Below are 22,735 nucleotides of genomic sequence, written 5' to 3' on the forward strand. Positions count from 1 at the left end.
GAGCTTGTGTGGGAGCGGGCTTGCTCGCGAAAGCGGTGGGTCAGTCACACATGTATTGACTGAAACGCTGTCTTCGCGAGCAAGCCCGCTCCCACACAAGCTCGCTCCCACAGTAAAACTCTGCGCCCCATCGAGATACTTCCCATGAATGAACTCCTCAACTTGCAAGGCTTCGGCCCGCTGCTGGCCCAGGGTGCCTGGATGACGGTCAAGCTGGCGTTCCTGGCGCTGCTGCTGAGCCTGTCCCTGGGACTGCTCGCCGCCGCCGCCAAGCTCTCCAGCGTCAAGCTGCTGCGGGTTCCGGCCACGCTCTACACCACGCTGATTCGCAGCGTGCCGGACCTGGTGCTGATCCTGCTGATTTTCTACAGCCTGCAACTGTGGCTGAACGACCTGAGTGAAATGCTCGGCTGGGCCTACTTCGAAATCGACCCGTTCACCGCCGGTGTCATCACCCTCGGTTTTATCTACGGTGCGTATTTCACCGAAAACTTTCGCGGGGCGATTCTCAGCGTGCCCGCCGGCCAACTCGAAGCCGCCACCGCCTACGGCCTGAGCCGCTGGCAGCGCTTTCGCCTGGTGCTGTTCCCGCAACTGATGCGCTTTGCCCTGCCGGGCCTGGGCAACAACTGGCTGGTGCTGCTCAAGTCCACCGCGCTGGTGTCGATCATCGGCCTGTCAGACCTGGTCAAGGCCGCACAAAACGCCGGCAAGACCACCAATGACCCGCTGTATTTCCTGATCCTCGCGGGCCTGGTGTACCTGGTGATCACCACCCTCTCCAACCGCATCTTCAAACGCCTGGAACGGCGCTACAACGTGGGCATCAAGGGGATGGTGCGATGATCGAACTGATCCAGCAATACGGCCTGGCCTACCTGTTCACCGACGGTAACGGCTTTTCCGGGGTGGCGATGACCCTGTGGCTCTTCATTATCTCGGTGGTGCTGGGCTTCTTTCTGTCGATCCCGCTGGCGATCGCGCGGGTCTCGGAACACTTCTGGATTCGCTGGCCAGTGGAGGTCTACACCTACCTGTTTCGCGGCACGCCGCTGTATATCCAGTTGCTGATTTGCTACACCGGCCTCTACGGCCTGGACGTGGTGCAGGACAACGCCCTGCTCAACCAGTTTTTTCGCAATGCACTGAACTGCACGCTGCTGGCGTTTGTACTGAACACGTGCGCCTACACCGTGGAAATCTTTGCCGGGGCGATTCGCAACATCCCCCACGGCGAGATCGAAGCCGCCAAGGCCTACGGCCTGCATGGCTGGCGCCTGAACCTGTTTGTGGTAGTGCCCGCCGCACTGCGTCGCGCACTGCCGGCCTACAGCAATGAAATGATCCTGATGCTGCACGCCACGTCCCTGGCGTTCACCGCCACCATTGCCGACATCCTCAAGGTGGCCCGCGACGCCAACGCCGAGACGTTCCTGACGTTCCAGGCCTTCGGCATCGCTGCCCTGTTGTACATGCTGCTGTCCTTTGCACTGGTGGGCCTGTTTCGACTGGCCGAACGTCGCTGGATGCGTTTTCTTGTTCCTACCCGAGGCTAACCCATGAATCAGTCCGCGCAGGCCCTGGCCGCTTATCCCACCGATGTACGCCCCGCTACCCAGCCGGTCGCCGTGGCCGAAAACGCCAACGTCAAACTCCAGGTCGAAGGCCTGCACAAACGCTATGGCGAGCATGAGGTGCTCAAGGGCGTTTCACTGAACGCGCGCAACGGCGACGTGATCAGCCTGATCGGCGCCAGCGGCTCCGGCAAGAGCACGATGCTGCGCTGCATCAACTTCCTCGAACAGCCGGACGCCGGGGTTATCACCCTCGATGGCATCAGCATCGAAATGCAGCAAGGCCGCGCCGGCACGCGCGCGCCGCACCAGGCGCAATTGCAGAACCTGCGCACCCGCCTGGCCATGGTGTTCCAGCACTTCAACCTGTGGAGCCACATGACCGTGCTGGAAAACATCACCATGGCGCCGCGCCGGGTGCTGGGGGTGAGCGCCGCCGAGGCGGAAAAACGCGCACGCCTGTACCTCGACAAGGTCGGCCTGCCGGGCCGGGTGGCGGACCAATACCCGGCATTCCTCTCCGGCGGCCAGCAACAGCGCGTGGCCATCGCCCGGGCCCTGGCGATGGAACCGGAGATCATTCTGTTCGACGAACCCACTTCGGCCCTCGACCCTGAACTTGTAGGAGAAGTGCTCAAAGTCATACAGACGTTGGCGGAGGAAGGTCGTACCATGCTCATGGTCACCCACGAAATGGGCTTTGCCCGCCAGGTGTCCAGCCAAGTGCTGTTCCTGCATCAGGGCCGCGTCGAGGAACAAGGCGCAGCGGATATCCTCGACCAGCCGAACAGCGAACGCTTGCAGCAATTTCTTTCCAACCGATTGAAGTGAACACCACACACCATGGATACCAAGGCCACCGGACCGAACGCCTCACCTGTGCTGGACCGCATCGATGAAGCCATCATCGACGTGTTACGGCACCAGGGACGCATCACCTACGAAAAACTCTCGTCGCTGGTGCACCTGACGCCCAGGCCGTGCCTGGAACGGGTACGCAAGCTGGAACGACGCGGGGTCATCCGGGGTTATGGGGCGATCATCGACGTGCAGATGGTCTCGCCGGGGCTGTCACTGCTGGTGCTGGTGGCCCTCTCCAACCAGAGCGGGCGCTCGGCGCAGAAGGCGTTCGAGGCATGTGTCAAAGCCTGCCCGCAAGTGTTCGAGTGCCAGTTGATCAGCGGGCCGTTCGACTACAGCCTGCGCATGCGCTGCCGGGACATGGAGCACTACCGCGTGCTGACGGAAACCTGGCTCAACAACGATGAATTGCACATCGATAAGTTGGTGGCGCATCCCGAGCTGGCGGTCGTAAAAAACACCGCCACCGAACTGGCCTGAATCCGCCCCTACAGGCAATAGAGATCAAATGTGGGAGCGGGCTTGCTCGCGAATGTGGTGTATCAGTCGCTGGATGTGCTGCTGACACACCGCATTCGCGAGCAAGCCCGCTCCCACATTTAACCGTGCCCGCTTGAAATTCGCTTGCCTGGACGCGCCCCAATCAGCTTCGCCTGCCCATCCCGCTGCTTGCCCGTACGCGCCTCGCTGATCAACCCCGGAATCAACTTGCCCTCCGGCAGATTCTTCCAGAACCGGCTCGGCAAATGCCCTTCCATCACCTTCGGATTCAACCGCGCCGGGTTAAAGATATGGCTGTAGTACGTCAACCACATCGCACTGTGGGGATCCTCGACATTCTGCGCCAACGCCTGCCATTCCACTGGGCATTGCCGCTGGTGAATCAACTGCTCCCCGTCGTAATAAACCCCATCCAGGGGCGTGGCGATCATCCAGCGATGACGCCCCATGCGCCCGACAAAATGCTGGCTGGCCACCTTCAAGATATCGTGGGCCGGCTCATGCCACGCCACGTACTCCGGCAACTGCGGCCCCGCCTCTGCCGGCAATGCGATAAACCGCACAAACGCATGCAGGTGATGGGCCTCGCGCTGCACCTGCTTGATCCGCCGCTGCAATTCGCTGCCCAGCTTGTCCCCCGACATCATCGCCGTGCGGTCCCCATGGCTGACGCGCCACAGCACCTCATACAACAGGCTCCAGCGCTGTTCACCGTGATAACACGCGGCAGACTCCAGCAGCTCCAGCAGCGCCTTGGGAATCCGCGCCTGGAACGGCCCGCACTCGGCCGGGTACTGCTCGTCGGTGGCAAACAGGTCCGCCACCTCGGCCACGCCCCAACTCACGTGGCTGGGGTCGATCTGATGGCTGAGCAACCAGCGCGCCTGCTCGCGCCATGTGCTGAACAGGTTGTCGCATTCCAGGCTGATCATCCCCACAGCCCCATTTGCTGCGGCTGCGGGCGGTCGCGCAGTTGTTCGCGCAGCAGCACGCTGGTGCTTTCCGCTTGCTGCGGGTGGTAGTCGCTGGTGATGAAAAACGGCTTGGCCTTGGTCAGCACACACCGCATGCGCGCCAGGTCTTCGAAGCGGATCTTGCGCTGGCGACGCAGGTCCACCAGCCGTTGGGTGGTGCGCAGGCCAATTCCGGGAATGCGCGCAATAAGCGTCGGCTCGGCCCGGTTCAAGTCCAGCGGGAACACCTCGCGGTGCTCCAGCGCCCAGGCCAGCTTGGGGTCGATATCCAGGGCCAGGTCGCCCGGCCCTTCAAACAGTTCATTGGCGCTGAACCCATAGCTGCGCAACAGGAAATCCGCCTGGTACAAGCGGTGCTCGCGCATCAGCGGCGGCGCGGCCAGGGGCACGCTTTTCGGGCTGTTGGGGATCGGGCTGAACGCCGAGTAATACACCCGGCGCAGTTTGAAATTGCCGTACAACGCCTCGGCGCTGTGGAGGATGGTGCTGTCGTCGGTGTCATCGGCGCCGACGATCATCTGCGTGCTCTGCCCGGCCGGCGCGAAACGCGGCGCGCGGGGTTCGTTGAGCACGGTCTGCTCACCGGTATAGATGGTTTGCATGGCCTGCTTGATCGAGACGATCTGCTTCTCGGGCGCCAGGGTTTGCAGGCTCTTGTCCGTTGGCAACTCGATATTCACGCTGAGGCGATCGGCATACCGCCCCGCCTCGGCAATCAGTGCCGGGTCGGCTTCGGGAATGGTCTTGAGGTGGATATAGCCGCGAAAGTCATGCTCTTCGCGCAGCAGTTTGGCCACCCGCACCAGCTGCTCCATGGTGTAGTCGGCCGAACGGATGATGCCGGAGCTGAGAAACAGCCCGCTGACGCAGTTGCGCCGGTAAAAGTCGAGGGTCAGGGTCACCACCTCCTCCGGGCTGAAGCGTGCACGGGGCACGTCGCTGGAGCGGCGGTTGACGCAGTATTGGCAATCGTAGAGGCAGAAGTTGGTCAGCAGCACCTTGAGCAACGACACGCAGCGACCGTCGGGCGTGTAGCTGTGGCAGATGCCCATGCCATCGGTGGAACCCAGCCCCGCCTTGCCTTCCGAGCTGCGCTTGGGCGCACCGCTGCTGGCGCAGGACGCGTCGTACTTGGCGGCGTCGGCGAGGATGCTGAGTTTTTCGATCAACTGCATGGGCTTCTACCAATACTGGTTTTTTGTACAGTATCAGCAGCCGCCCCCGCGGTTCAAGTGCAGCCTGTCAGCTGGCGGTGGCCAGCAACACGTCCTGCACCGAACGGCTCTTGCCGCGGCTGCGGTCGTGTTCGTACAGCGACGCGGCAATCTCGTCGGCACGGATCGGCAGGATCGACAGCAAGGTATCGCTCAGGCCATGGCTGGCCTGGCTGAAGCCCTGCATGTAGATGCCGGCCTTGCAGCGCTCGTCGGTGACGATGCGGTAGTCGCGGCTGACTTCAAAGTCGCCCATATAGTCGGCCAACGGTGCGAGCAACTGACGATGCATCTGACGCTCGTAACCGGTGGCCAGTACGACGGCATCGTAATGGTTGAGGCTGGTTTCGCCGGTGGCGTTGTTGCGCAGCGCCAACTCCACACCCAGCGGCCCGGCCGTGGCTTTTTCCACGGTGGTCAGGGTACGGAACGCGTGACGGGCAATGCCGGAGACTTTCTGGCGGTAGAAGATCCCGTAGATGCGCTCGATCAGGTCCAGGTCCACCACCGAATAGTTGGTGTTGTGGTACTCGTTGACCAGGCGCTCGCGTTCGCTGCCGTTCTGCTGGAACACCAGGTCGGTGAACTCCGGCGAGAACACTTCGTTGACGAACGGGCTGTCATCCGCAGGCTTGAGGGCCGAGCCGCGCAGGATCATGTCGACCTGCACCGACGGGAAGCTGTCGTTGAGGTCGATAAACGCCTCGGCTGCGCTCTGGCCACCACCGATGATCGCGATGCGCATCGGCTTGCCGTCGACACACGGTTGCTGAGCCATGCGTTCCAGGTACTGGGAGTGATGGAACACCCGACCGTCATCCTTGAGCGCCTTGAACGACGCCGGAATACGCGGCGTACCACCGGCGCTGACCACCACCGAGCGGGTGGTGCGCACGTGCTGTTCACCCTGGGCGTCCCGGGAAATCACCCGCAGCGCCTCTACCTGCTGCTGATGCAGGATCGGCTCGATGGCCAGCACTTCCTCGCCGTAGCGGCTTTGCGCCTGGAACTGCCCGGAGACCCAGCGCAGGTAGTCGTTGTACTCCATGCGGCACGGATAGAAGGTACCCAGGTTGATGAAATCCACCAGGCGCCCGTGGGCCTTCAGGTAATTGACGAAGGAATAAGGGCTGGTGGGATTGCGCAGGGTCACCAGGTCCTTGAGGAAGGAAATCTGCAATTCACTCTGGGTGACCAGGGTGTTGCCGTGCCAGCGGTAGTCGGCCTGTTTGTCGAGGAACAGCACGTCCAGTTTGCCCTGGGCTTTCTCGCGTTCCTGCAGGGCGATGGCCAGCGCCAGGTTCGAAGGGCCGAACCCGATACCGATCAGGTCGTGAACGGCGGGCGATGCAATTGCCTGTGTCATTCCAGTGTCCTCTGGATAAGCCCCGTGGCAGTGGGGCGGGAAAGCCTCAGAGACCTGAAGGCACAGCAACAGGTCGTGTGTTGATAGGAGACGAGGACAATGAAATAAAATTTAGCTAACGCTGGAATCAGTGCGCATCCCACTCACGCATGCGCGCCCGGCAATGCTTCATGGCATTGACGATGTGTTTTTCCACCAGCGCGCGGGAAATACCCAGGCGCTCGGCGATTTGCAGGTGGGACAGGCCGTCGAGCTTGCGCAACAGGAAACTGTCACGGCAGAGCGCCGGCAGCTCGGCCAGCGCGCGCTCAAGCATTTCCAGGCGCTGGCCGTGGTCCAGGCAGTGATGGGGCGAAGACAGCGAAAAACGCTCCTCGCTGTCGAGTACTTCCAGGGGTTCATCCTGGCGCAGGGCGTTGCGCCGATGACCGTCGATCACCAGGTTCAGCGCCGTGCGATAGAGAAACGCCCGGGGCTGCTCGATCGGGACCTCGCTGGCACGCCCCAGCACCCGCACATAAGCGTCATGCACCACATCTTCGGCCACCTGACGGTTGCCCAGCTTGGCGTTGAGGAAACACACCAGCTCGCGATAGTAGTTTTCCAACATGACTCCCGACCGCCTGTAGGCGGCATTAGGTCCTTTGAGTACGAAGATAACGGCCGATTCGATGATGGCAGTTTGAGGTGCGTGTAATTTATAGTAATTCTCATCTAGTTTTAAACAAGACTTGCAACGCCGGCCAATTATTTTGCCTGACACACCTGTAACGGCATATGTAACGGCCTAAATCCCCGGACAATTTCCTCGTCTACCTGTCAGCTTCCCGCTCCTGCGGGCCGATCTTTCCTGGCTGGAACTCTGCATGAAACGTCCTCGACCTGCCCGACGCGCCCTGCTTGTGGTCGCGTGCCTGATCCCCGTCATCGCTTTAGCTGCCTGGCAGGTCCTGCCGCCGGGCCGGGACAAGCTGGCGACCGTCACCGTGACCCGGGGCGATATCGAAAGCAGCGTCACCGCCCTGGGCACCCTGCAACCCCGGCGCTACGTCGACGTGGGCGCCCAGGCGTCCGGACAGATCCAGAAGATTCATGTCGAGGCCGGTGCCCAGGTCAAGGAAGGCCAATTGCTGGTAGAGATCGACCCCTCCACGCAAAAAGCCAAGCTCGACGCCAGCCGCTATGCCATCGAGAACCTGCAGGCCCAGTTGCAGGAGCAACGGGCCCAGCACGAACTGGCCCGCCAGAAGTACCAGCGCCAGCAACGCCTGGAAGCCGGTAACGCCACCCGGGAAGAAGACGTGCAAACTGCCAGGGCCGAACTGAGCGCCACCCAGGCGCGGGTCGACATGTTCCTGGCGCAGATTCGCCAGGCCAGGGCCAGCCTGCGCAGTGACGAGGCAGAGTTGGGCTACACGCGCATTTATGCGCCAATGAGCGGCACCGTGGTCGCGGTGGACGCCCGGGAAGGCCAGACACTCAACGCCCAGCAGCAAACCCCGCTGATCCTGCGGATCGCCAAGCTTTCGCCGATGACTGTATGGGCCGAAGTCTCGGAAGCCGACATCGGCCATGTCAAACCCGGCATGACCGCCTACTTCACCACCTTGAGCGGCGGTGGCCGGCGCTGGACCAGCACCGTACGGCAGATTTTGCCGATCCCGCCCAAGCCGCTCAACGAAACCAGCCAGGGCGGTGGCAGCCCGAGCAGCGCCAGCAAAAGCGGCACCGGGCGAGTGGTGCTTTACACGGTGCTGCTGGACGTCGACAACACCGATAACGCCTTGATGGCGGAAATGACCGCCCAGGTATTCTTCGTCGCCGGCCAGGCCAGGGACACCCTGACCGCGCCGGTCGCCGCCCTGCAAGGCAGCCTCGGCGGCGACAAACAGATCGCCCGCGTGGTGGCGAAAAACGGCAGCATCGAGCAACGCGAAATCCGCCTGGGCCTCAGCGACCGCCTGCGAGTCCAGGTGCTGGAAGGCCTGAACGAAGGCGATCACCTGCTGATCGGCCCGGCCGATGGCAGCGGAGGTTGAATGTCGACCCCACTGATCGAACTCAAGGGCATCCGCAAATCCTACGGCGGCGGCGACACGCCGCAGGTTGATGTGCTGCGCGGCATCGACCTGGCGATCCATGCCGGGGAATTCGTGGCGATTGTCGGCGCCTCCGGCTCCGGCAAATCCACGCTGATGAATATCCTCGGCTGCCTCGACCGCCCCACCGAGGGCGACTACCTGTTCGCCGGGGAAAACGTCGCCCGGCTCGACAGCGACGAACTCGCCTGGCTGCGCCGCGAGGCCTTCGGTTTCGTGTTCCAGGGCTATCACCTGATCCCATCCGGCTCGGCCCAGGAAAACGTCGAGATGCCGGCGATCTATGCCGGCATCAGCGCCGCCGAACGCCATGCCCGCGCCAAGGCCCTGCTCACGCGCCTGGGCCTGGCCGAGCGCACCGGCAATCGCCCGCACCAGCTTTCCGGCGGCCAGCAACAGCGGGTGTCGATTGCCCGGGCGTTGATGAACGGCGGGCATATCATCCTCGCCGACGAACCCACCGGCGCCCTCGACAGCCACAGCGGCGCCGAGGTCATGACCCTGCTGGACGAACTGGCCAGCCAGGGCCACGTGGTCATCCTGATCACCCACGACCGCGAAGTCGCGGCGCGGGCCAATCGCATCATCGAGATCCGCGACGGGCTGATCATCAGCGACTCTGCCGAGACCAGCGAGACGCCCCCCGTGGCCATCTCCGGCGCGTTGCAAGCCGTGGACCTGCGCCAGCGCCTGGCCGATGGCGCCGAGCACAACGGCGCCTGGAAAGCCGAGCTGCTGGATGCCGTGCAAGCCGCGTGGCGGGTGATGTGGATCAACCGTTTTCGCACGGCGCTGACGCTGCTGGGGATCATCATCGGCGTGGCGTCGGTGGTGGTGATGCTGGCGGTGGGCGAAGGCAGCAAGCGCCAGGTGATGGCGCAGATGGGCGCTTTCGGCTCCAATATCCTCTACGTCAGCGGGTCGGCGCCCAACCCGCGCACACCACCCGGCGTGATCACCCTCAACGACGTGGCCGCCCTGGCGGCCCTGCCTCAGGTCAAGCGCATCATGCCGGTGAACGGCGCAGAGGCCGGGGTGCGCTTTGGCAACGTCGACCATATGGCGTATGTCGGTGGCAATGACACCAATTTCCCGGCCATTTTCAACTGGCCAGTGGTCGAGGGCAGTTACTTCACCGAGGCCGACGAGCGCGCCGGAGCCACGGTGGCAGTGATCGGCAAACGGGTACGCGACAAGCTGTTCAAGGATGTGACCGACCCGATCGGGCAATACATCCTGATCGAAAACGTTCCATTCCAGGTGGTCGGTGTGCTCGCCGAAAAAGGCGCCAGCTCCGGCGACAAAGACAGCGACGACCGTATCGCCATCCCCTACTCTGCCGCCAGCGTGCGCTTGTTCGGCAGCTATAACCCCGAATACGTAGTGATTGCCGCCGCCGACGCGCGCAACGTGCACGACGCCGAACAGGCTATCAATCAGTTGTTGCTGCGCCTGCACAACGGCAAGCACGACTTTGAACTGACCAACAATGCCGCGATGATCCAGGCCGAGGCACGCACCCAGAATACCTTGTCGCTGATGCTCGGCTCGATTGCCGCGATTTCGCTGCTGGTGGGAGGTATCGGGGTGATGAATATCATGCTGATGACCGTACGTGAACGCACCCGGGAAATCGGTATTCGCATGGCCACCGGGGCGCGGCAGCGGGACATCCTGCGCCAGTTCCTCACTGAAGCGGTGATGCTCTCTGTGGTCGGCGGCGTCACCGGCATCGGCCTGGCCCTGCTGGTGGGCGGCGTGCTGATCCTCAGCAACGTGGCCGTCGCGTTCTCGATTCCGGCCGCCGTGGGGGCCTTCTTCTGCGCCCTGGTCACCGGCGTTATCTTCGGTTTCATGCCGGCCCGCAAAGCCGCTCGACTTGACCCGGTCAAGGCCCTTACCAGTGAATGATCGCCCTATGAAAGTGTCCCTGACCCTCCTCGCCGCCAGCCTGCTGCTGGCCGCCTGCAGCAGCCCCGCACCGCGTCCGGGCGCAGGCATGCAACCACCGCCCGCCTGGCACAGCGCAAGCGACGCAACGGCGCTGCGGGCCAACCAACAATGGTGGACAAGTTTCGACAGCCCCCAGCTCAACCAACTGATCGAACAGGCCCGCAGCGGCAGTTACGACCTGGCCAGCGCCATGGCCCGGGTGCGCCAGGCCCAGGCCAGCGCAGTGATAGCCGGCGCACCGTTGCTGCCTGAACTGACCGGCGCGTTCAATGCAAACCGCCAGAAGCTGCTGCGGGGCAAGGGCTACAGCCAGCTGGACGCTACCAGCAGCAACAAGGCCGTGGATTACTTCGATGCGCGCCTGAGCGCCACTTACGAAATTGATTTCTGGGGTGGCAAGCGCGCCGCCCGGGACAGCGCCGTGGAAGAGGTGCGCGCCAGCGAGTTCGACCAGGCCACCGTGGAACTGACCCTGCTGAGCGGTGTTGCGACCACCTATACCCAGTGGCTGTCATTGCGTGAGCAACTGCGCATCGCCCAACTCAACCTGGACAACGCCCAAAACGTGTTGAAGCTGGTGCAGACTCGCCACGATGCAGGCTCCGCCACCGCCCTGGAACTGGCCCAGCAAAAAAGCCTCGTGGCCGCACAACAACGCCAACTGCCGCTGGCACAGCAACAGGCCGACGAGGCCTTGATCAGCCTCGCGGCACTGCTGGGCACACCGGTGCAGGACCTGCACCTGGCCCCGCAACCCTTCGCCCAATTGAACTGGCCGGGCATCGCCGCCGGTGTTCCCAGCCAACTGCTCAGCCGCCGTCCCGACATCGCCAGTGCCGAGGCCCGGCTGGCAGCAGCCCAGGCAGACGTCACCGTCGCCCGGGCAGCCATGTTGCCCACCCTCACCCTCAGTGCCGACCTTGGCTCGGGTGCCAACAAGCTCGCCGACGTAGTGCGCAGCCCGTTCTACAACCTCACTTCCGGCCTGGTCGCACCGATCTTCAACAATGGCCGCCTGAGCGCCGAGCGGGACAAGGCCCGGGCGCGCCAGGATGAGCTGCTGCAGACTTACCGGGGAGCGATCATCAATGGCTTTGCCGATGTGGAAAAAGCCCTGAGCAGCATTCGCGGGCTGGATGCGCAGCGTCAGTGGCAGAGCGAGGAACTGAGGGAGGCGCAGACTGCCTTCGAGATTGCCCAGAGTCGCTATGAAGCCGGTGCGGAGGACTTGCTGACGGTGCTGGAGACGCAGCGCACGTTATATGCGGCGCAGGACATGAATGTGCAATTACGCCGATCGCGGCTGAACGCAAGCATTGCCTTGTATAAGGCACTGGGGGGCGGCTGGCAGGTGCCAGCAAGCACAATCAACTGAATGAAAGCCGGGCTTGCCCGGCCCCCACCGTTGAGCGGCGCGCTTTAGAGCACCCGCTCCTTGACCTTCAAATGGCGCGCGTACCAGGGACGCTTCGGCACCTTGCGAAACAGCCCGGCCAGCCTGTCCTCATCCGCCCCGAAGGTAATCCGCAGCGCCAGCTTCATGGTCTCTGGGTCCATCTCCATCGACTTGCCCATCTGCAACCCCGGCGTGGTGCTGCAACCATGGGTGTCCGGCCCCAGCCACGGGTCATCCACCTCCACCCAGCGCCCCGGCGCAAACCAGGGCACGCCGTTGACCTCCAGCCGGCTCACTTCACCCGGATGAAAACGCTCGTGGGCACGAAACCAATCCTCGATGCGGTCATCGATCCAACCATGAAAACGCCAGAACACCGGATTCACGTGAGAAGAAAACGGATCTCCAAGGAAGTCATTCTCTGCCACGTACCAACGCGCGGCAAAGTCAGCCGGGTCCCGTGCAAAAGGCACCGGCGCGCCGTTGGACGGGTCCCGCGGCACCGAGGCCCAGCGCATATGCAGCCAGTCGTGCAGGCCCAGCTCCACCTCCGAGCCGAACTGCCCCAAGGTGAGTTTCGCCAGGTAGCGCGGGTCGCGGTACTGCGACTCCCAGACCTCAAAGTTACTGTGGTAAGTCTCGGCCGCCTTGATATCGCTGACCCACTGGGTATACGCACTGTCATTCGCCGCCATCCAGGCAGGCGGCAACGCGAAACCGTCATGATTGTCGAAATAACGCACAAACCCCTGGCGATCACGCTCCAGCCCCGGCTGTGGCTGAGGGAAGTACGTCCACGATGGCAAGTCCTGCATCGAACGTGCGGCGCCCAGCATGTGCCGATGCATGAAAAAGAAGTCGATGCCCGAACCGTTGCGATCCTTGCGCGGCCCCCGTGCATCGCGCTCCCGGTCACGTGGACCAGGCTGCCAGCCGATCCCCCGCAAGGCATTACGCTTGTCTTCGGAGAGTTTGTGCCACTGGTCACGGGAAGCGTGCCAGAGCTGGTGAAACAGGCGATGTTCGGGAGCAATCAACCAGGCCAATAGAACCGGGTTGAGACCGATGCGCTCACGCGCCTCGGGAAACAGCCGCTTGGTGGCGACAAAATGATTGTCCCGTTCGAGCAGGGCCAATGGGCGGTCCAGGCTGAGGATCTGCCCACTCAGGGTGCCGCTGCCGGCGTTACCGAATTCGGCCCAGACTTCATCAAGGGTCATTTTGAACTCGTAGGCTGGAGCCCCGTCCACGGCATCGCGGTCGATCAGGCGCCAGTACAGATGCGCCCCGTCTCCGGGAGTCAGGTCACCCAACACACGATAGCGCGGCTCGCCGTCGGCACGCAGTTGTTCGCCAGTGTCGAGGTAGCCCCGCAGGCCACGCCCACGTGGGGCAACGTCGAGGAGCAATTCCAGGCCCTCCAGGGGCAGGCCTTTCAGGCCGGCATCGCGGCCTGCCAACTGCACATGCCAAACGCCACGCAGGCTGTCCGCCAAATGCTGGCCGGCAGTGTCTGCCAGATCCACCGTGGCTTCGCCCGGGGTAATCGGAAACTCTTCACGCGTCAGCTCGCGATGGGCATAAAAGGCCGCAGGCACTGCAGCGCCAGTCAGCGCCAGGCCGGCGATGAACCCTCGTCGAGAAATCGTCATTGCTTTACCTGTGTCAGCCATCAAGCAGGCTTTATCCAAGCTAGAACGTTCGCTGACAGGGGAAATTTAGCACCGCGCCCCCAGGCTTAAATTTTCCCGCCCATCGCTCGTTCATCCCAGATAGCAAAGGCCTCAACTGACTGAGATGGCAATGACAAAACCACGTTCGAAAAAGGCGTTGTACTTCGGCCTGCCGCTGGTCCTGGCCATTGGCGCCGGGGCCGGGTTCCTGGCTTGGGACCATTGGTTCAGGGGCAATGCCGGGTACCCGTTGGCGGTAATCAAGCAGGCCAATGAGATGCAGGACCGCCTGCTGTCGTTCGACAGTCACATCACCGTGCCGCTCAACTTTGGTACCGCCGGCAACGAAGCCGACAAGGACGGCAGCGGCCAGTTCGACCTGGCCAAGGCCAGCCGGGGGCGCCTGTCGGGTGCAGCCCTGACGATTTTCGGCTGGCCGGAAATGTGGAACGGCCCCAATGCGCCCCACAAGCCCACCGCGGGTTTTGTCGAAGAAGCCCGCCACCAGCAGGAGACTCGCTACAAAATCATCTCCGGCATGGTTCGCGACTTCCCCAACCAAGTGGGCATTGCCTACACCCCGGATGATTTCCGGCGTCTGCATGGCGAAGGCAAGTTTGCGATCTTTATCAGCATGCTCAACGCCTACCCGCTGGGTGATGACCTTAATCAGTTGAACCTGTGGACCGCGCGCGGCATGCGCATGTTCGGCTTCAGCTACATCGGCAACAACGCCTGGTCGGACTCGTCACGCCCACTGCCGTTTTTCAATGACTCACCCGATGCCCTCGACGGCCTCTCGGATATCGGCAAGCAAGCCGTGCATCGCCTCAATGACCTGGGGGTAATCATTGATGTCTCGCAGATGTCCACCAAGGCCCTGGAGCAAGTTGCGCAACTGAGCCGCACACCGATGGTGGCCTCCCACTCGGCGCCACGGGCGTCGGTGGACATACCGCGCAACCTCAGCGACAAGGAACTGCAACTGATCAAGAACAGCGGCGGTGTCGTTCAGGTGGTGGGCTTCCCAGCTTACCTGCGCCCCCTCAGCCAGCCCACCCAGGACAAACTCAACGCGTTGCGCGCGCGCTTCGACCTGCCGCCACTGCCCAACCTGGCCGTAGCCCTGATGCCCGGCGACCCGATCATCTCGGCCTGGCCAGAACAAAAGTTTGGCCAATACGCCAGTGCGCTGTACGCCATCCTCGAAGAAGAACCCAAGGCCACCCTCAAGGACTTGGGCGATGCCATCGATTACACCGTGCGCAAGGTTGGCATCGACCACGTCGGCATCGCCTCGGACTTCAACGACGGCGGCGGCCTCAAGGGCTGGGAGAACGTCGGCGAAGTGCGCAACGTGACTGCGGAACTGATCCAGCGCGGCTACTCCGAAGCCGATATCGCCAAGCTCTGGGGAGGCAACTTCCTGCGGGTCTGGGACCAGGTACAAAAAGCTGCCAAGCCATTGGCCAACCGCTGAACCACCCTCAATGAATGAAGTGAATTCATGACCGACCGCCGTACGTTTCTCAAGCAGGCCGGGCTTCTCGCCGCGAGCCTGCCGCTGGGCACTGCCATCATCCCCCAGGCACTGGCAGGCAATGCGGCACCACCTGGCGACCCTTGGGCAGGCTTTCGCCAACTGTTTACCCAGGACCCGGACTACCTGCACTTTTCGAATTTCCTGGTGGCCTCGCACCCCAAGCCGGTGCGTGAGGCCATCGAGCGCTACCGCGCGCAGATCGACCGCAACCCCGGCCTGGCCATGGATTGGGACCTGCAAGAGACATGGAAGCGTGAAGGCCAGGTGCGCGAATGGGCCGGCCGCTACCTGAATGCCAGGCCCGGCCAGATAGCCCTGACCGGCAGCACCTCCGAAGGCCTGGCGATGATTTACGGCGGGATCCAGGTACGCCCCGACCAGGAAATTCTCACCACTGTTCACGAACATTACGCCACCGCCTACAGCCTCGATTTCCGGGTACGCAAGGAAGGCACCCAGGTACGCAAGATCAAATTGTTCGAGAGCGCCCATTCGGTGTCCGTCGATGAAGTGCTCGGTTCTATCGAGCGCAATATCCGCCCCAATACCCGGGTGCTCGGCATGACCTGGGTGCAATCCGGCAGCGGCGTCAAGCTGCCGATCGGCGCGATCGGCAAGCTGGTGGATGAACACAACCGCAACCGTGACGACAAGGACCGCATCCTCTACGTGGTCGATGGTGTGCATGGCTTTGGCGTCGAGAACCTCGACTTCCCGGACATGCATTGCGACTTTTTCATTGCCGGCACCCACAAGTGGATGTTCGGCCCGCGGGGCACCGGGATCATTTGCGCCCGCTCGGAGCAGAACACCGACGTGACACCGATGGTGCCGACCTTCTCCGAAGACACCAACTTCGCCACCACCATGACACCCGGCGGCTACCACGCCTTTGAACATCGCTGGGCTGCGGATGAAGCCTTCAAGCTGCACTTGCAGTTGGGCAAGCCGCAGGTACAGGCACGCATTCATCAGCTCAACGACGAACTGAAGACCCAACTGCTGGCGCACTCGAAGATTGAGCTGGTGACACCCCGCAGCAGCGAGTTGTCGGCAGGCTTCACCTTCTTCCGGGTCAACGGCCAGGACAGCCGCGACGTGGCCGCCCACATGATGAAAAACCGGGTAGTGATCGACTCGGTATATCGGGACGCCGGCCCGGTGATTCGCACTTCCCCGGGCCTGCTCAACACATCGGCCGAGATCCAGCGCTTCATGACGTTGCTGAGCCAACGGTTGTGACGCCTCTTTTCCATTTCAGCGAGATGCTCCCATGAACCATCACCCGCACCTGAAACCGCTGGCCGCAGTGATTCTGACAACACTGTGCAGTGCCCTGCTACCGGGGCTGGCCCAGGCGGCCACGCCGACACCCGGTAAAGTGTTCAAGGACTGCAAGGACTGCCCGGAAATGGTCGTGTTGCCCGCCGGCACGTTCACCATGGGCACCCCGGAAGACGAAGTGGGCCGCGAGCCTGATGAAGGCCCGATGCACCCGGTCACCTTTGCCAAGCCCTTCGCCATGAGCCGCTTCCAGGTCACCGCCGGCGAGTGGGACAGCTATGTACGCCAGTCCGGGGTCAAGATTGCCAATGGCGATGAACGACCCGGCCGCGAGTGCGTCGCCAGCAAGCCACGCTACCCCCAGGGGCCGCGCCAACCTGCCGTGTGCATGGACTTCGAGGATGTGCAGAACTACGTCGCCTGGCTATCGAAGAAAACCGGCCATCACTACCAGATGGTCAGTGAAGCCCAACGTGAATACGCCGCCCGCGCCGGCTCCACCGGCCCGTTCCCCTTCCCGTTCGACGAGGGCAAGGGCTACAGCATTGCCCAGCATGCCAACACCTACGGCCCGGCGGATGGCTACAGCTACTCGTCCCCGGTGGGCAGCTACCCGCCCAACGCGTTCGGCATGTACGACATGCACGGCAACGTCTACGAGTGGACAGCCGATTGCTACAACGACGATTACGTCGGCGCCCCAAGCGACGGCAGCGCCTGGCTGACCGGTAAATGCCAGTTCAGACGCATCCGCGGCAACGACTGGGGTGAAGCCCCCGTGTTCTCCCGCTCCGGCAACCGCAATGCGTTGGTACCGGACAACCGCGGTGACTGGATCGGCTTTCGCGTCGTGCGGGATCTGTAAGGCAGCCAGCCCTCTAAATTAACCCTCCCCCCAGTCGTTTTACAGGTGTGTGTGACCCGTCATGCAACGCATTGCGGCGCACCACCGCCCTCTATGCCACCCAGGCCGAGCCCGCGACCGAAGCCGGGCCCGGCCGATCTTCAAGCAGGGAACCTCCATGAGCAAACCAACACGTGGGGTGATCAATGAATTGTTCACCCTGCTCAAACCCTTTCGGCTGATCGTTGTCGGCTCCATTCTGCTCGGCATGGTCGGCGGCCTCAGCGTCACGGTATTGCTGGCGACCATCAATACCGTGCTGCACGCCGACAACGGCCTGACCAACACCGTGGTCGGCGCCTTTGCCGGCCTCTGCCTGCTGGCACTGGTCAGTTCGATCTTTTCCGATATCGGCACCAATTATGTGGGGCAAAAGATCATCGCCCGGCTGCGCAAGGAGCTTGGGGAAAAAGTCCTGTCGGCGCCCATCGAACAGATTGAGCGCTACCGCAGCCACCGCCTGATCCCGGTGCTCACCCACGACGTCGACACCATCAGCGATTTCGCGTTCGCCTTCGCCCCGCTGGCCATTTCGCTGACCGTCACCCTTGGCTGCATGGGTTACCTGGCGATGCTGTCATGGCCGATGTTCTTGATCATGGTGGTCGCGATCATCATCGGCACGGTCGTCCAGTACATCGCCCGGGGCCGGGGAATCAAAGGCTTCATGGAGGCCCGCGACGCCGAAGACGAACTGCAGAAACACTACAATTCCATCGCCGAGGGCGCCAAGGAGTTGCGCATCCATCGTCCGCGCAGGCACCGCATGTTTGTGTCGGGGATAGAAAGCACCGCCGACAAAATCTGCGACACACAAATTCGTTCGGTGAATATTTTCGTCGTCGCCAAGACCCTCGGCTCCATGCTGTTTTTCGTGGTCATCGGGCTGGCACTCGCCCTGCAATCACTATGGCCGAGTGCCGACAAATCAGTGATGAGCGGCTTTGTGCTGGTGCTGCTGTACATGAAAGGGCCGCTGGAGCATCTGATCGGCACCCTGCCAATCGTCAGCCGCGCGCAGATCGCATTCCGCCGTATCGCCGCGCTGTCGGAGCAGTTTTCCTCGCCCGAACCCCACCTGCTGCTCAGCGACCAAGGCAACCAGAGTACGCCGGTGCAGAGCCTGGAATTGACGGACGTGTCCTACAGTTTCCCCGCCACCGAAGGGAGCGCACCGTTTCGCCTGGGCCCGGTCAACCTGAAGATCGAGCAAGGCGACATCATCTTCATTGTCGGCGAAAACGGTTGCGGCAAGACCACCCTGATCAAGCTGCTGCTAGGCCTGTACGCCCCGCAGCAGGGAGAAATCCGCCTCAACGGGCAGCCCGTGACGGCAGTGACACGTGACGACTATCGCCAGTTGTTCACCACGATCTTCGCTGACTACTACCTGTTCGACGACGTGGTGCAGGGCGATACCCATATTCCCGAAGATGCCAACCAATACCTGCAGCGCCTGGAAATCGGCCACAAGGTCAGCGTGCGTGACGGTTCGTTCACCACCACCGACCTGTCCACCGGCCAGCGCAAGCGCCTGGCGCTGGTCAATGCATGGCTGGAGGAACGCCCGGTGCTGGTGTTTGACGAATGGGCCGCAGACCAGGACCCGACGTTCCGGCGGATTTTCTACACCGAGTTGCTGCCGGATCTCAAGCGCCTGGGCAAAACCATCATCGTGATTTCCCACGACGATCGTTACTTCGACATTGCCGACCAACTGGTGCGCATGGAAGCCGGGAAAGTAGCCACCGAACTGCAATCGGCATGAATAAGTTAGATTCTCATTCTGGTTTTTTCGGCCTCGTGCGTCTAATTAAGAATCGCTAACAACTACGCAACCATTAAAACCAGTAAGAGTGAGCACAATGTCAGCAATTGCGGGGATTCCACGTTTTACCAAAGCCTTGTTCATGCGCCGTATGCTGCAGCCGGGCTTCAGCGCCACCGCGTTCAGCATGGCGCTGGCGTTGCCGTTCAGTGCGCAGGTTCAGGCCCAGGAGATCAACTTCAATATCCCGGCACAATCACTGGCAAGCGCCCTGCAGGCGCTGGGCACCCAGTCGAACATGCAAGTGCTGTACAGCGCCGATGATGTAAAGGGCCAGCACAGCCAGCCGGTGAGCGGCCGGTTGTCGCCTGAACAGGCGTTGTCGCAGATGCTGGTGGGGACCGGCGCTGTGTTCACCGTTCAAGCCAACACCGTCACCGTACGTGCCCGGGCAACGGGTGATTCACTGGAGCTGGGTGCCACCACCATCAGTGGCCAGGCTGTTGAATCGGCCTACGGCCCCGTGGACGGCTACGTTGCCACCCGCAGCGCCACCGGCACCAAGACCGATACGCCCCTCCTGGAAATCCCGCAAACCGTCAACGTGGTCACCGCTAAACAGATCGAAACCCAGGGCGCACTCAACCTGACCCAGGCCTTGCGCTACACGCCAGGCCTGAACACCGGCGGCTTCACCGACCGCAATGCGATCGCCGACGAAATCACCAGCCGTGGCTTCGCCCCTACCCAGCTGTACCTGGACGGCGCTTACTTGCCCTATGCCGGCAGCCTCGGCGGCGCCCCGCAAATCGACCCGTATACCCTGGAGCGCATCGAAGTGCTCAAGGGCCCATCGTCGGTGCTCTTTGGCCAGAACCAGCCAGGCGGCCTGATCAACATGGTCTCCAAGCGACCGACCACCGAACAACGCAGCGAGGTTAAGATCGGTGCCGGCAGCTACAACCGGGTCAACGGCGCATTCGACACCAGCGGCCCGCTCGACGATCAGAAAGAGTTCAGCTATCGCATCGTCGGCGTCGCGAAGAAAGGCAACCAGCAGGTCGATCATACCCACAGCGAACGCATGCTGCTGGCACCCAGCCTGACCTGGGCCCCGAACGATGACACATCCCTGACCGTACTGGCGCAGATCCAGCGGGACCGAGGCCTGGAAGACTATCAGGCGTTGCCAATGATCGGCTCTCTCGAGCGCGGCCCAAACGGCAAACGCATCGACCGCAACTTCTTCTCCGGCGACTCGAAATACAACGACTACAAACGTGACCAGTTCATCCTGGGCTACGACTTGACCCACAGCTTCAGCGAAAACCTGAAAGGTCGCTCCACCGCCCGCTACACCGACGTACGCGACGACTACAAAGGCTTCTACCTGCGCAGCTTCGTCACCGATGCAGTCACCGGTGCGGTCGACCAGACCCGGGCCAACCGTGTCAAACTCGACTGGCGCCAGCACAACACCGCCTACACCATCGATAACAACCTGGAATACAAATTCAACACCGGCGCGCTGGAGCACACCACCCTGGTCGGCCTGGACTATCGCAACTTCAACCGCAAATACACCGGCTACAACGCCTACAACGTACTGCCGATCAACCTCTACGGCGAAAACAACAACTACGACACCAGCAGCGTGACCCCGGAAAAAACCACCAAGTGGGACAACACCGTGCGCCAGACCGGCGTCTACCTGCAGGACCAGATCAAACTGGACAAGTGGATCCTGACCATTGGTGGCCGTCAGGACTGGGCTGAAGTTGAAAACAAGGACCTGATTGCAAACTCCATCACCGAACAGCGTGACAACAAGTTCACCGGCCGTGTCGGCCTGACCTATGTCACCGACTTCGGGCTGGCGCCGTACGTCAGCTACTCCGAATCCTTCCTGCCGACCGTTGGCACTACCGCGCCCGAACGTGGCGGCAAGGCCTTCGCGCCGACCGAAGGCGAACAGTACGAAGTGGGTGTGAAGTACCAGCCGTTCGAGAAGACGCTGATCACGGCTTCCGTGTACCAGATCAAGCAGAAAAACGTGCTGAGCCAGGATAACGAGTACACCCAGTACTCGGTCCAGCAAGGCCAGGTTCGCTCCCGCGGTGTTGAGCTGGAAGTCAAATCGTCGATTGCCAACGTCGACGTACTGGCTGCTGCGTCCTACCTCGACGCGTTCTACATCAAGAACAACTACGGCAACACCGGTAACCGCACCGAGCAACAGGCACCGGTTTCGGCATCGCTGTGGGTTGACTACCACTTCACCCAGGCGGTGCTCAATGGCCTGACCTTCGGTGCCGGCGCCCGCTACACCGGCCCCAAACCCGGTGATGCTGCCAACTCGTTCGAGGTCCCGGGCTTTGTGGTCTATGACACCACCGTCAGCTACGACCTGAGCAAGGTATCGCCAAGCCTGCGTGGCGTGGAAACCAGCCTGAACGTGCAGAACGTGTTCAACCGCGAGTACGTGTCCCACTGCAACTACTCGTTCGGCTGCTACTACGGCCAGGAACGCGTCGCCTCGGTTGACGTGACGTACAACTTCTAGCCGACACCCACAAAAAAACCGGGCCTGGCCCGGTTTTTTTGTGCCTGTTCTCAAGCTGCCAGCGCGGCTCGCAATGCCTGGGTCAATTGACCGTACACCTCGTCGATATCCGGCACCACGCTCTGCAGGCGCAGGAAATCGTGAATCAACCCGGCGTACTCGATCACTTCCACCGCCACCCCCTGTTCCTGCAACCGTCGGGCATAGGCACGCCCTTCATCCAGCAGCGGGTCATGACCGGCCAACGCAATCAGCGCCGGTGGCATGCCCGGGTACCCCGGCGCCAGCAATGGCGAGAAGCGCCAGTCAAGACGATCCGCCGCCTCCCGGGCGTAATGCCGGTAGAACCATTCCAGTGTCTCGGTCTCCAGCAGATAGCCCTCGCCGAACAGCTCGGTCGACGGGCTATTGGTAGAAGCGTCCGTCACCGGATAGCACAGCAGTTGCCAGCAGGGTTTAATTGCCAGCGTCGCGGGCTCGAGCACCGACTGCAACGCCAGCACCGTCGCCAGCGTGGCCCCCACACTGTCGCCACCGAAAGCCACGCGGGTGAGGTCCAGGCCTTCGGCTGCAGCGTTATCGGCCAGCCAGGCCATGGCATCGGCGCCATCGTTCAGCGGCGTCGGGAACCTGTGCTCCGGCGCCAGTCGATAACCCACTGAAACCACCGCACACGGAGTTCTGGCGCAGAACTCGCGGCACACCCCGTCATGGGATTCCAGGCTGCCGACCACGTAGCCACCGCCATGGAAGTACACCAGCACCGGCAGGCTCTGCGCCGAAACGTCAGCTGGACGGTACACACGCAACGCCAGCGTCGCACCATCGCGTGCCGTGAATTCGATGGGGCTGCAGCGCACCTGCGCAGGCGCCTGCCAGCGCAGTTGCGCGGTGGTGCGCTCGAACGCCTCACGAGCCTGGGCGGGCGTTGACAGGTGAAACGGCCCAGGACCGTCCGCCTGGCTTTCTTGCGCCAGGTCGAGGAAGGCATTGAGTTCCGGATGCAAGGACATCGCAGGTTTCCTTATGAAAAAGCCACAGACGAAAGAGGAGCCACAAGGG

18 protein-coding genes are annotated in these 22,735 nt (G+C 62.3%); 12 read left to right on the forward strand and 6 right to left on the reverse strand.

The window, feature by feature from the left end; translation table 11 throughout:
• Positions 1 to 144: 144 nt before the first annotated feature.
• From HYE77_RS26340 to HYE77_RS26355, 4 genes are read left to right on the forward strand one after another with little or no spacing between them, the layout of a single operon-like run.
• Positions 145 to 846 (forward strand): ABC transporter permease, encoded by a 702-nt coding sequence (locus HYE77_RS26340; RefSeq protein ID WP_008434488.1) that lies wholly within the window; start codon positions 145 to 147, stop codon positions 844 to 846.
• Positions 843 to 1,556 carry an ABC transporter permease gene (locus HYE77_RS26345; protein ID WP_008434490.1) on the forward strand — a complete coding sequence of 238 codons (714 nt, stop codon included), beginning with the start codon at positions 843 to 845 and terminating at the stop codon, positions 1,554 to 1,556. The genes HYE77_RS26340 and HYE77_RS26345 overlap by 4 nt, the downstream gene beginning before the upstream one ends.
• Before the next feature lie 3 nt (positions 1,557 to 1,559).
• Positions 1,560 to 2,405: an ABC transporter ATP-binding protein gene (locus tag HYE77_RS26350; RefSeq protein ID WP_256344069.1), complete on the forward strand. Its 846-nt coding sequence runs from the start codon at positions 1,560 to 1,562 to the stop codon at positions 2,403 to 2,405.
• 12 nt (positions 2,406 to 2,417) lie between these two features.
• A complete protein-coding gene (locus HYE77_RS26355; protein ID WP_003208571.1) occupies positions 2,418 to 2,915 on the forward strand; it encodes an Lrp/AsnC family transcriptional regulator in 498 nt (165 codons plus the stop codon).
• Positions 2,916 to 3,034: 119 nt separating this feature from the next.
• On the opposite strand, the gene HYE77_RS26360 is transcribed toward HYE77_RS26355, so the two are convergent.
• From HYE77_RS26360 to HYE77_RS26375, 4 genes are all read right to left on the reverse strand, one after another.
• On the reverse strand, positions 3,035 to 3,868 hold the full coding sequence (locus HYE77_RS26360; protein ID WP_102369559.1) for a TIGR03915 family putative DNA repair protein: 834 nt from the start codon (positions 3,866 to 3,868) through the stop codon (positions 3,035 to 3,037).
• On the reverse strand, positions 3,865 to 5,085 hold the full coding sequence (locus HYE77_RS26365) for a putative DNA modification/repair radical SAM protein (protein WP_003208568.1): 1,221 nt from the start codon (positions 5,083 to 5,085) through the stop codon (positions 3,865 to 3,867). The genes HYE77_RS26360 and HYE77_RS26365 overlap by 4 nt, the downstream gene beginning before the upstream one ends.
• Positions 5,086 to 5,152: 67 nt before the next feature.
• Positions 5,153 to 6,490 carry a lysine N(6)-hydroxylase/L-ornithine N(5)-oxygenase family protein gene (locus tag HYE77_RS26370; protein ID WP_003208565.1) on the reverse strand — a complete coding sequence of 446 codons (1,338 nt, stop codon included), beginning with the start codon at positions 6,488 to 6,490 and terminating at the stop codon, positions 5,153 to 5,155.
• 127 nt (positions 6,491 to 6,617) lie between these two features.
• Positions 6,618 to 7,100 (reverse strand): sigma-70 family RNA polymerase sigma factor, encoded by a 483-nt coding sequence (locus HYE77_RS26375; protein WP_032899291.1) that lies wholly within the window; start codon positions 7,098 to 7,100, stop codon positions 6,618 to 6,620.
• 256 nt (positions 7,101 to 7,356) lie between these two features.
• Here HYE77_RS26375 and HYE77_RS26380 point away from each other — a divergent pair, with 256 nt between their 5' ends.
• From HYE77_RS26380 to HYE77_RS26390, 3 genes are read left to right on the forward strand one after another with little or no spacing between them, the layout of a single operon-like run.
• Positions 7,357 to 8,529 (forward strand): efflux RND transporter periplasmic adaptor subunit, encoded by a 1,173-nt coding sequence (locus HYE77_RS26380; RefSeq protein ID WP_177069816.1) that lies wholly within the window; start codon positions 7,357 to 7,359, stop codon positions 8,527 to 8,529.
• On the forward strand, positions 8,530 to 10,500 hold the full coding sequence (locus HYE77_RS26385; RefSeq protein WP_177041538.1) for a MacB family efflux pump subunit: 1,971 nt from the start codon (positions 8,530 to 8,532) through the stop codon (positions 10,498 to 10,500).
• Between the two features lie 7 nt (positions 10,501 to 10,507).
• Complete coding sequence (locus HYE77_RS26390) at positions 10,508 to 11,917, forward strand: efflux transporter outer membrane subunit (RefSeq protein WP_177069818.1); 1,410 nt, start codon at positions 10,508 to 10,510, stop codon at positions 11,915 to 11,917.
• Positions 11,918 to 11,961: 44 nt separating this feature from the next.
• Here HYE77_RS26390 and HYE77_RS26395 read toward each other — a convergent pair whose 3' ends face one another.
• Positions 11,962 to 13,590 carry a PvdJ/PvdD/PvdP-like protein gene (locus HYE77_RS26395; protein WP_177069820.1) on the reverse strand — a complete coding sequence of 543 codons (1,629 nt, stop codon included), beginning with the start codon at positions 13,588 to 13,590 and terminating at the stop codon, positions 11,962 to 11,964.
• A 151-nt stretch (positions 13,591 to 13,741) separates the two neighbouring features.
• Here HYE77_RS26395 and pvdM point away from each other — a divergent pair, with 151 nt between their 5' ends.
• From pvdM to HYE77_RS26420, 5 genes are all read left to right on the forward strand, one after another.
• Positions 13,742 to 15,091 carry a pyoverdine-tailoring dipeptidase-like protein PvdM gene (pvdM, locus tag HYE77_RS26400; protein ID WP_008434503.1) on the forward strand — a complete coding sequence of 450 codons (1,350 nt, stop codon included), beginning with the start codon at positions 13,742 to 13,744 and terminating at the stop codon, positions 15,089 to 15,091.
• 27 nt (positions 15,092 to 15,118) lie between these two features.
• Positions 15,119 to 16,396, forward strand: a complete 1,278-nt coding sequence (locus HYE77_RS26405; RefSeq protein ID WP_003208551.1) for an aminotransferase class V-fold PLP-dependent enzyme — start codon at positions 15,119 to 15,121, stop codon at positions 16,394 to 16,396.
• A 31-nt stretch (positions 16,397 to 16,427) separates the two neighbouring features.
• Entirely contained in the window at positions 16,428 to 17,303 is an 876-nt protein-coding gene (locus HYE77_RS26410) for a formylglycine-generating enzyme family protein (RefSeq protein WP_008434504.1), read from the forward strand.
• A 157-nt stretch (positions 17,304 to 17,460) separates the two neighbouring features.
• Entirely contained in the window at positions 17,461 to 19,110 is a 1,650-nt protein-coding gene (locus tag HYE77_RS26415) for a cyclic peptide export ABC transporter (RefSeq protein WP_177069822.1), read from the forward strand.
• Between the two features lie 97 nt (positions 19,111 to 19,207).
• Entirely contained in the window at positions 19,208 to 21,673 is a 2,466-nt protein-coding gene (locus HYE77_RS26420) for a TonB-dependent siderophore receptor (protein ID WP_008434507.1), read from the forward strand.
• 50 nt (positions 21,674 to 21,723) lie between these two features.
• Here HYE77_RS26420 and HYE77_RS26425 read toward each other — a convergent pair whose 3' ends face one another.
• Complete coding sequence (locus HYE77_RS26425) at positions 21,724 to 22,686, reverse strand: alpha/beta hydrolase (protein ID WP_177069824.1); 963 nt, start codon at positions 22,684 to 22,686, stop codon at positions 21,724 to 21,726.
• Positions 22,687 to 22,735: the final 49 nt, after the last annotated feature.

The sequence above is a fragment of the Pseudomonas sp. IPO3774 genome (assembly GCF_013386835.1).
Classification (GTDB): domain Bacteria; phylum Pseudomonadota; class Gammaproteobacteria; order Pseudomonadales; family Pseudomonadaceae; genus Aquipseudomonas.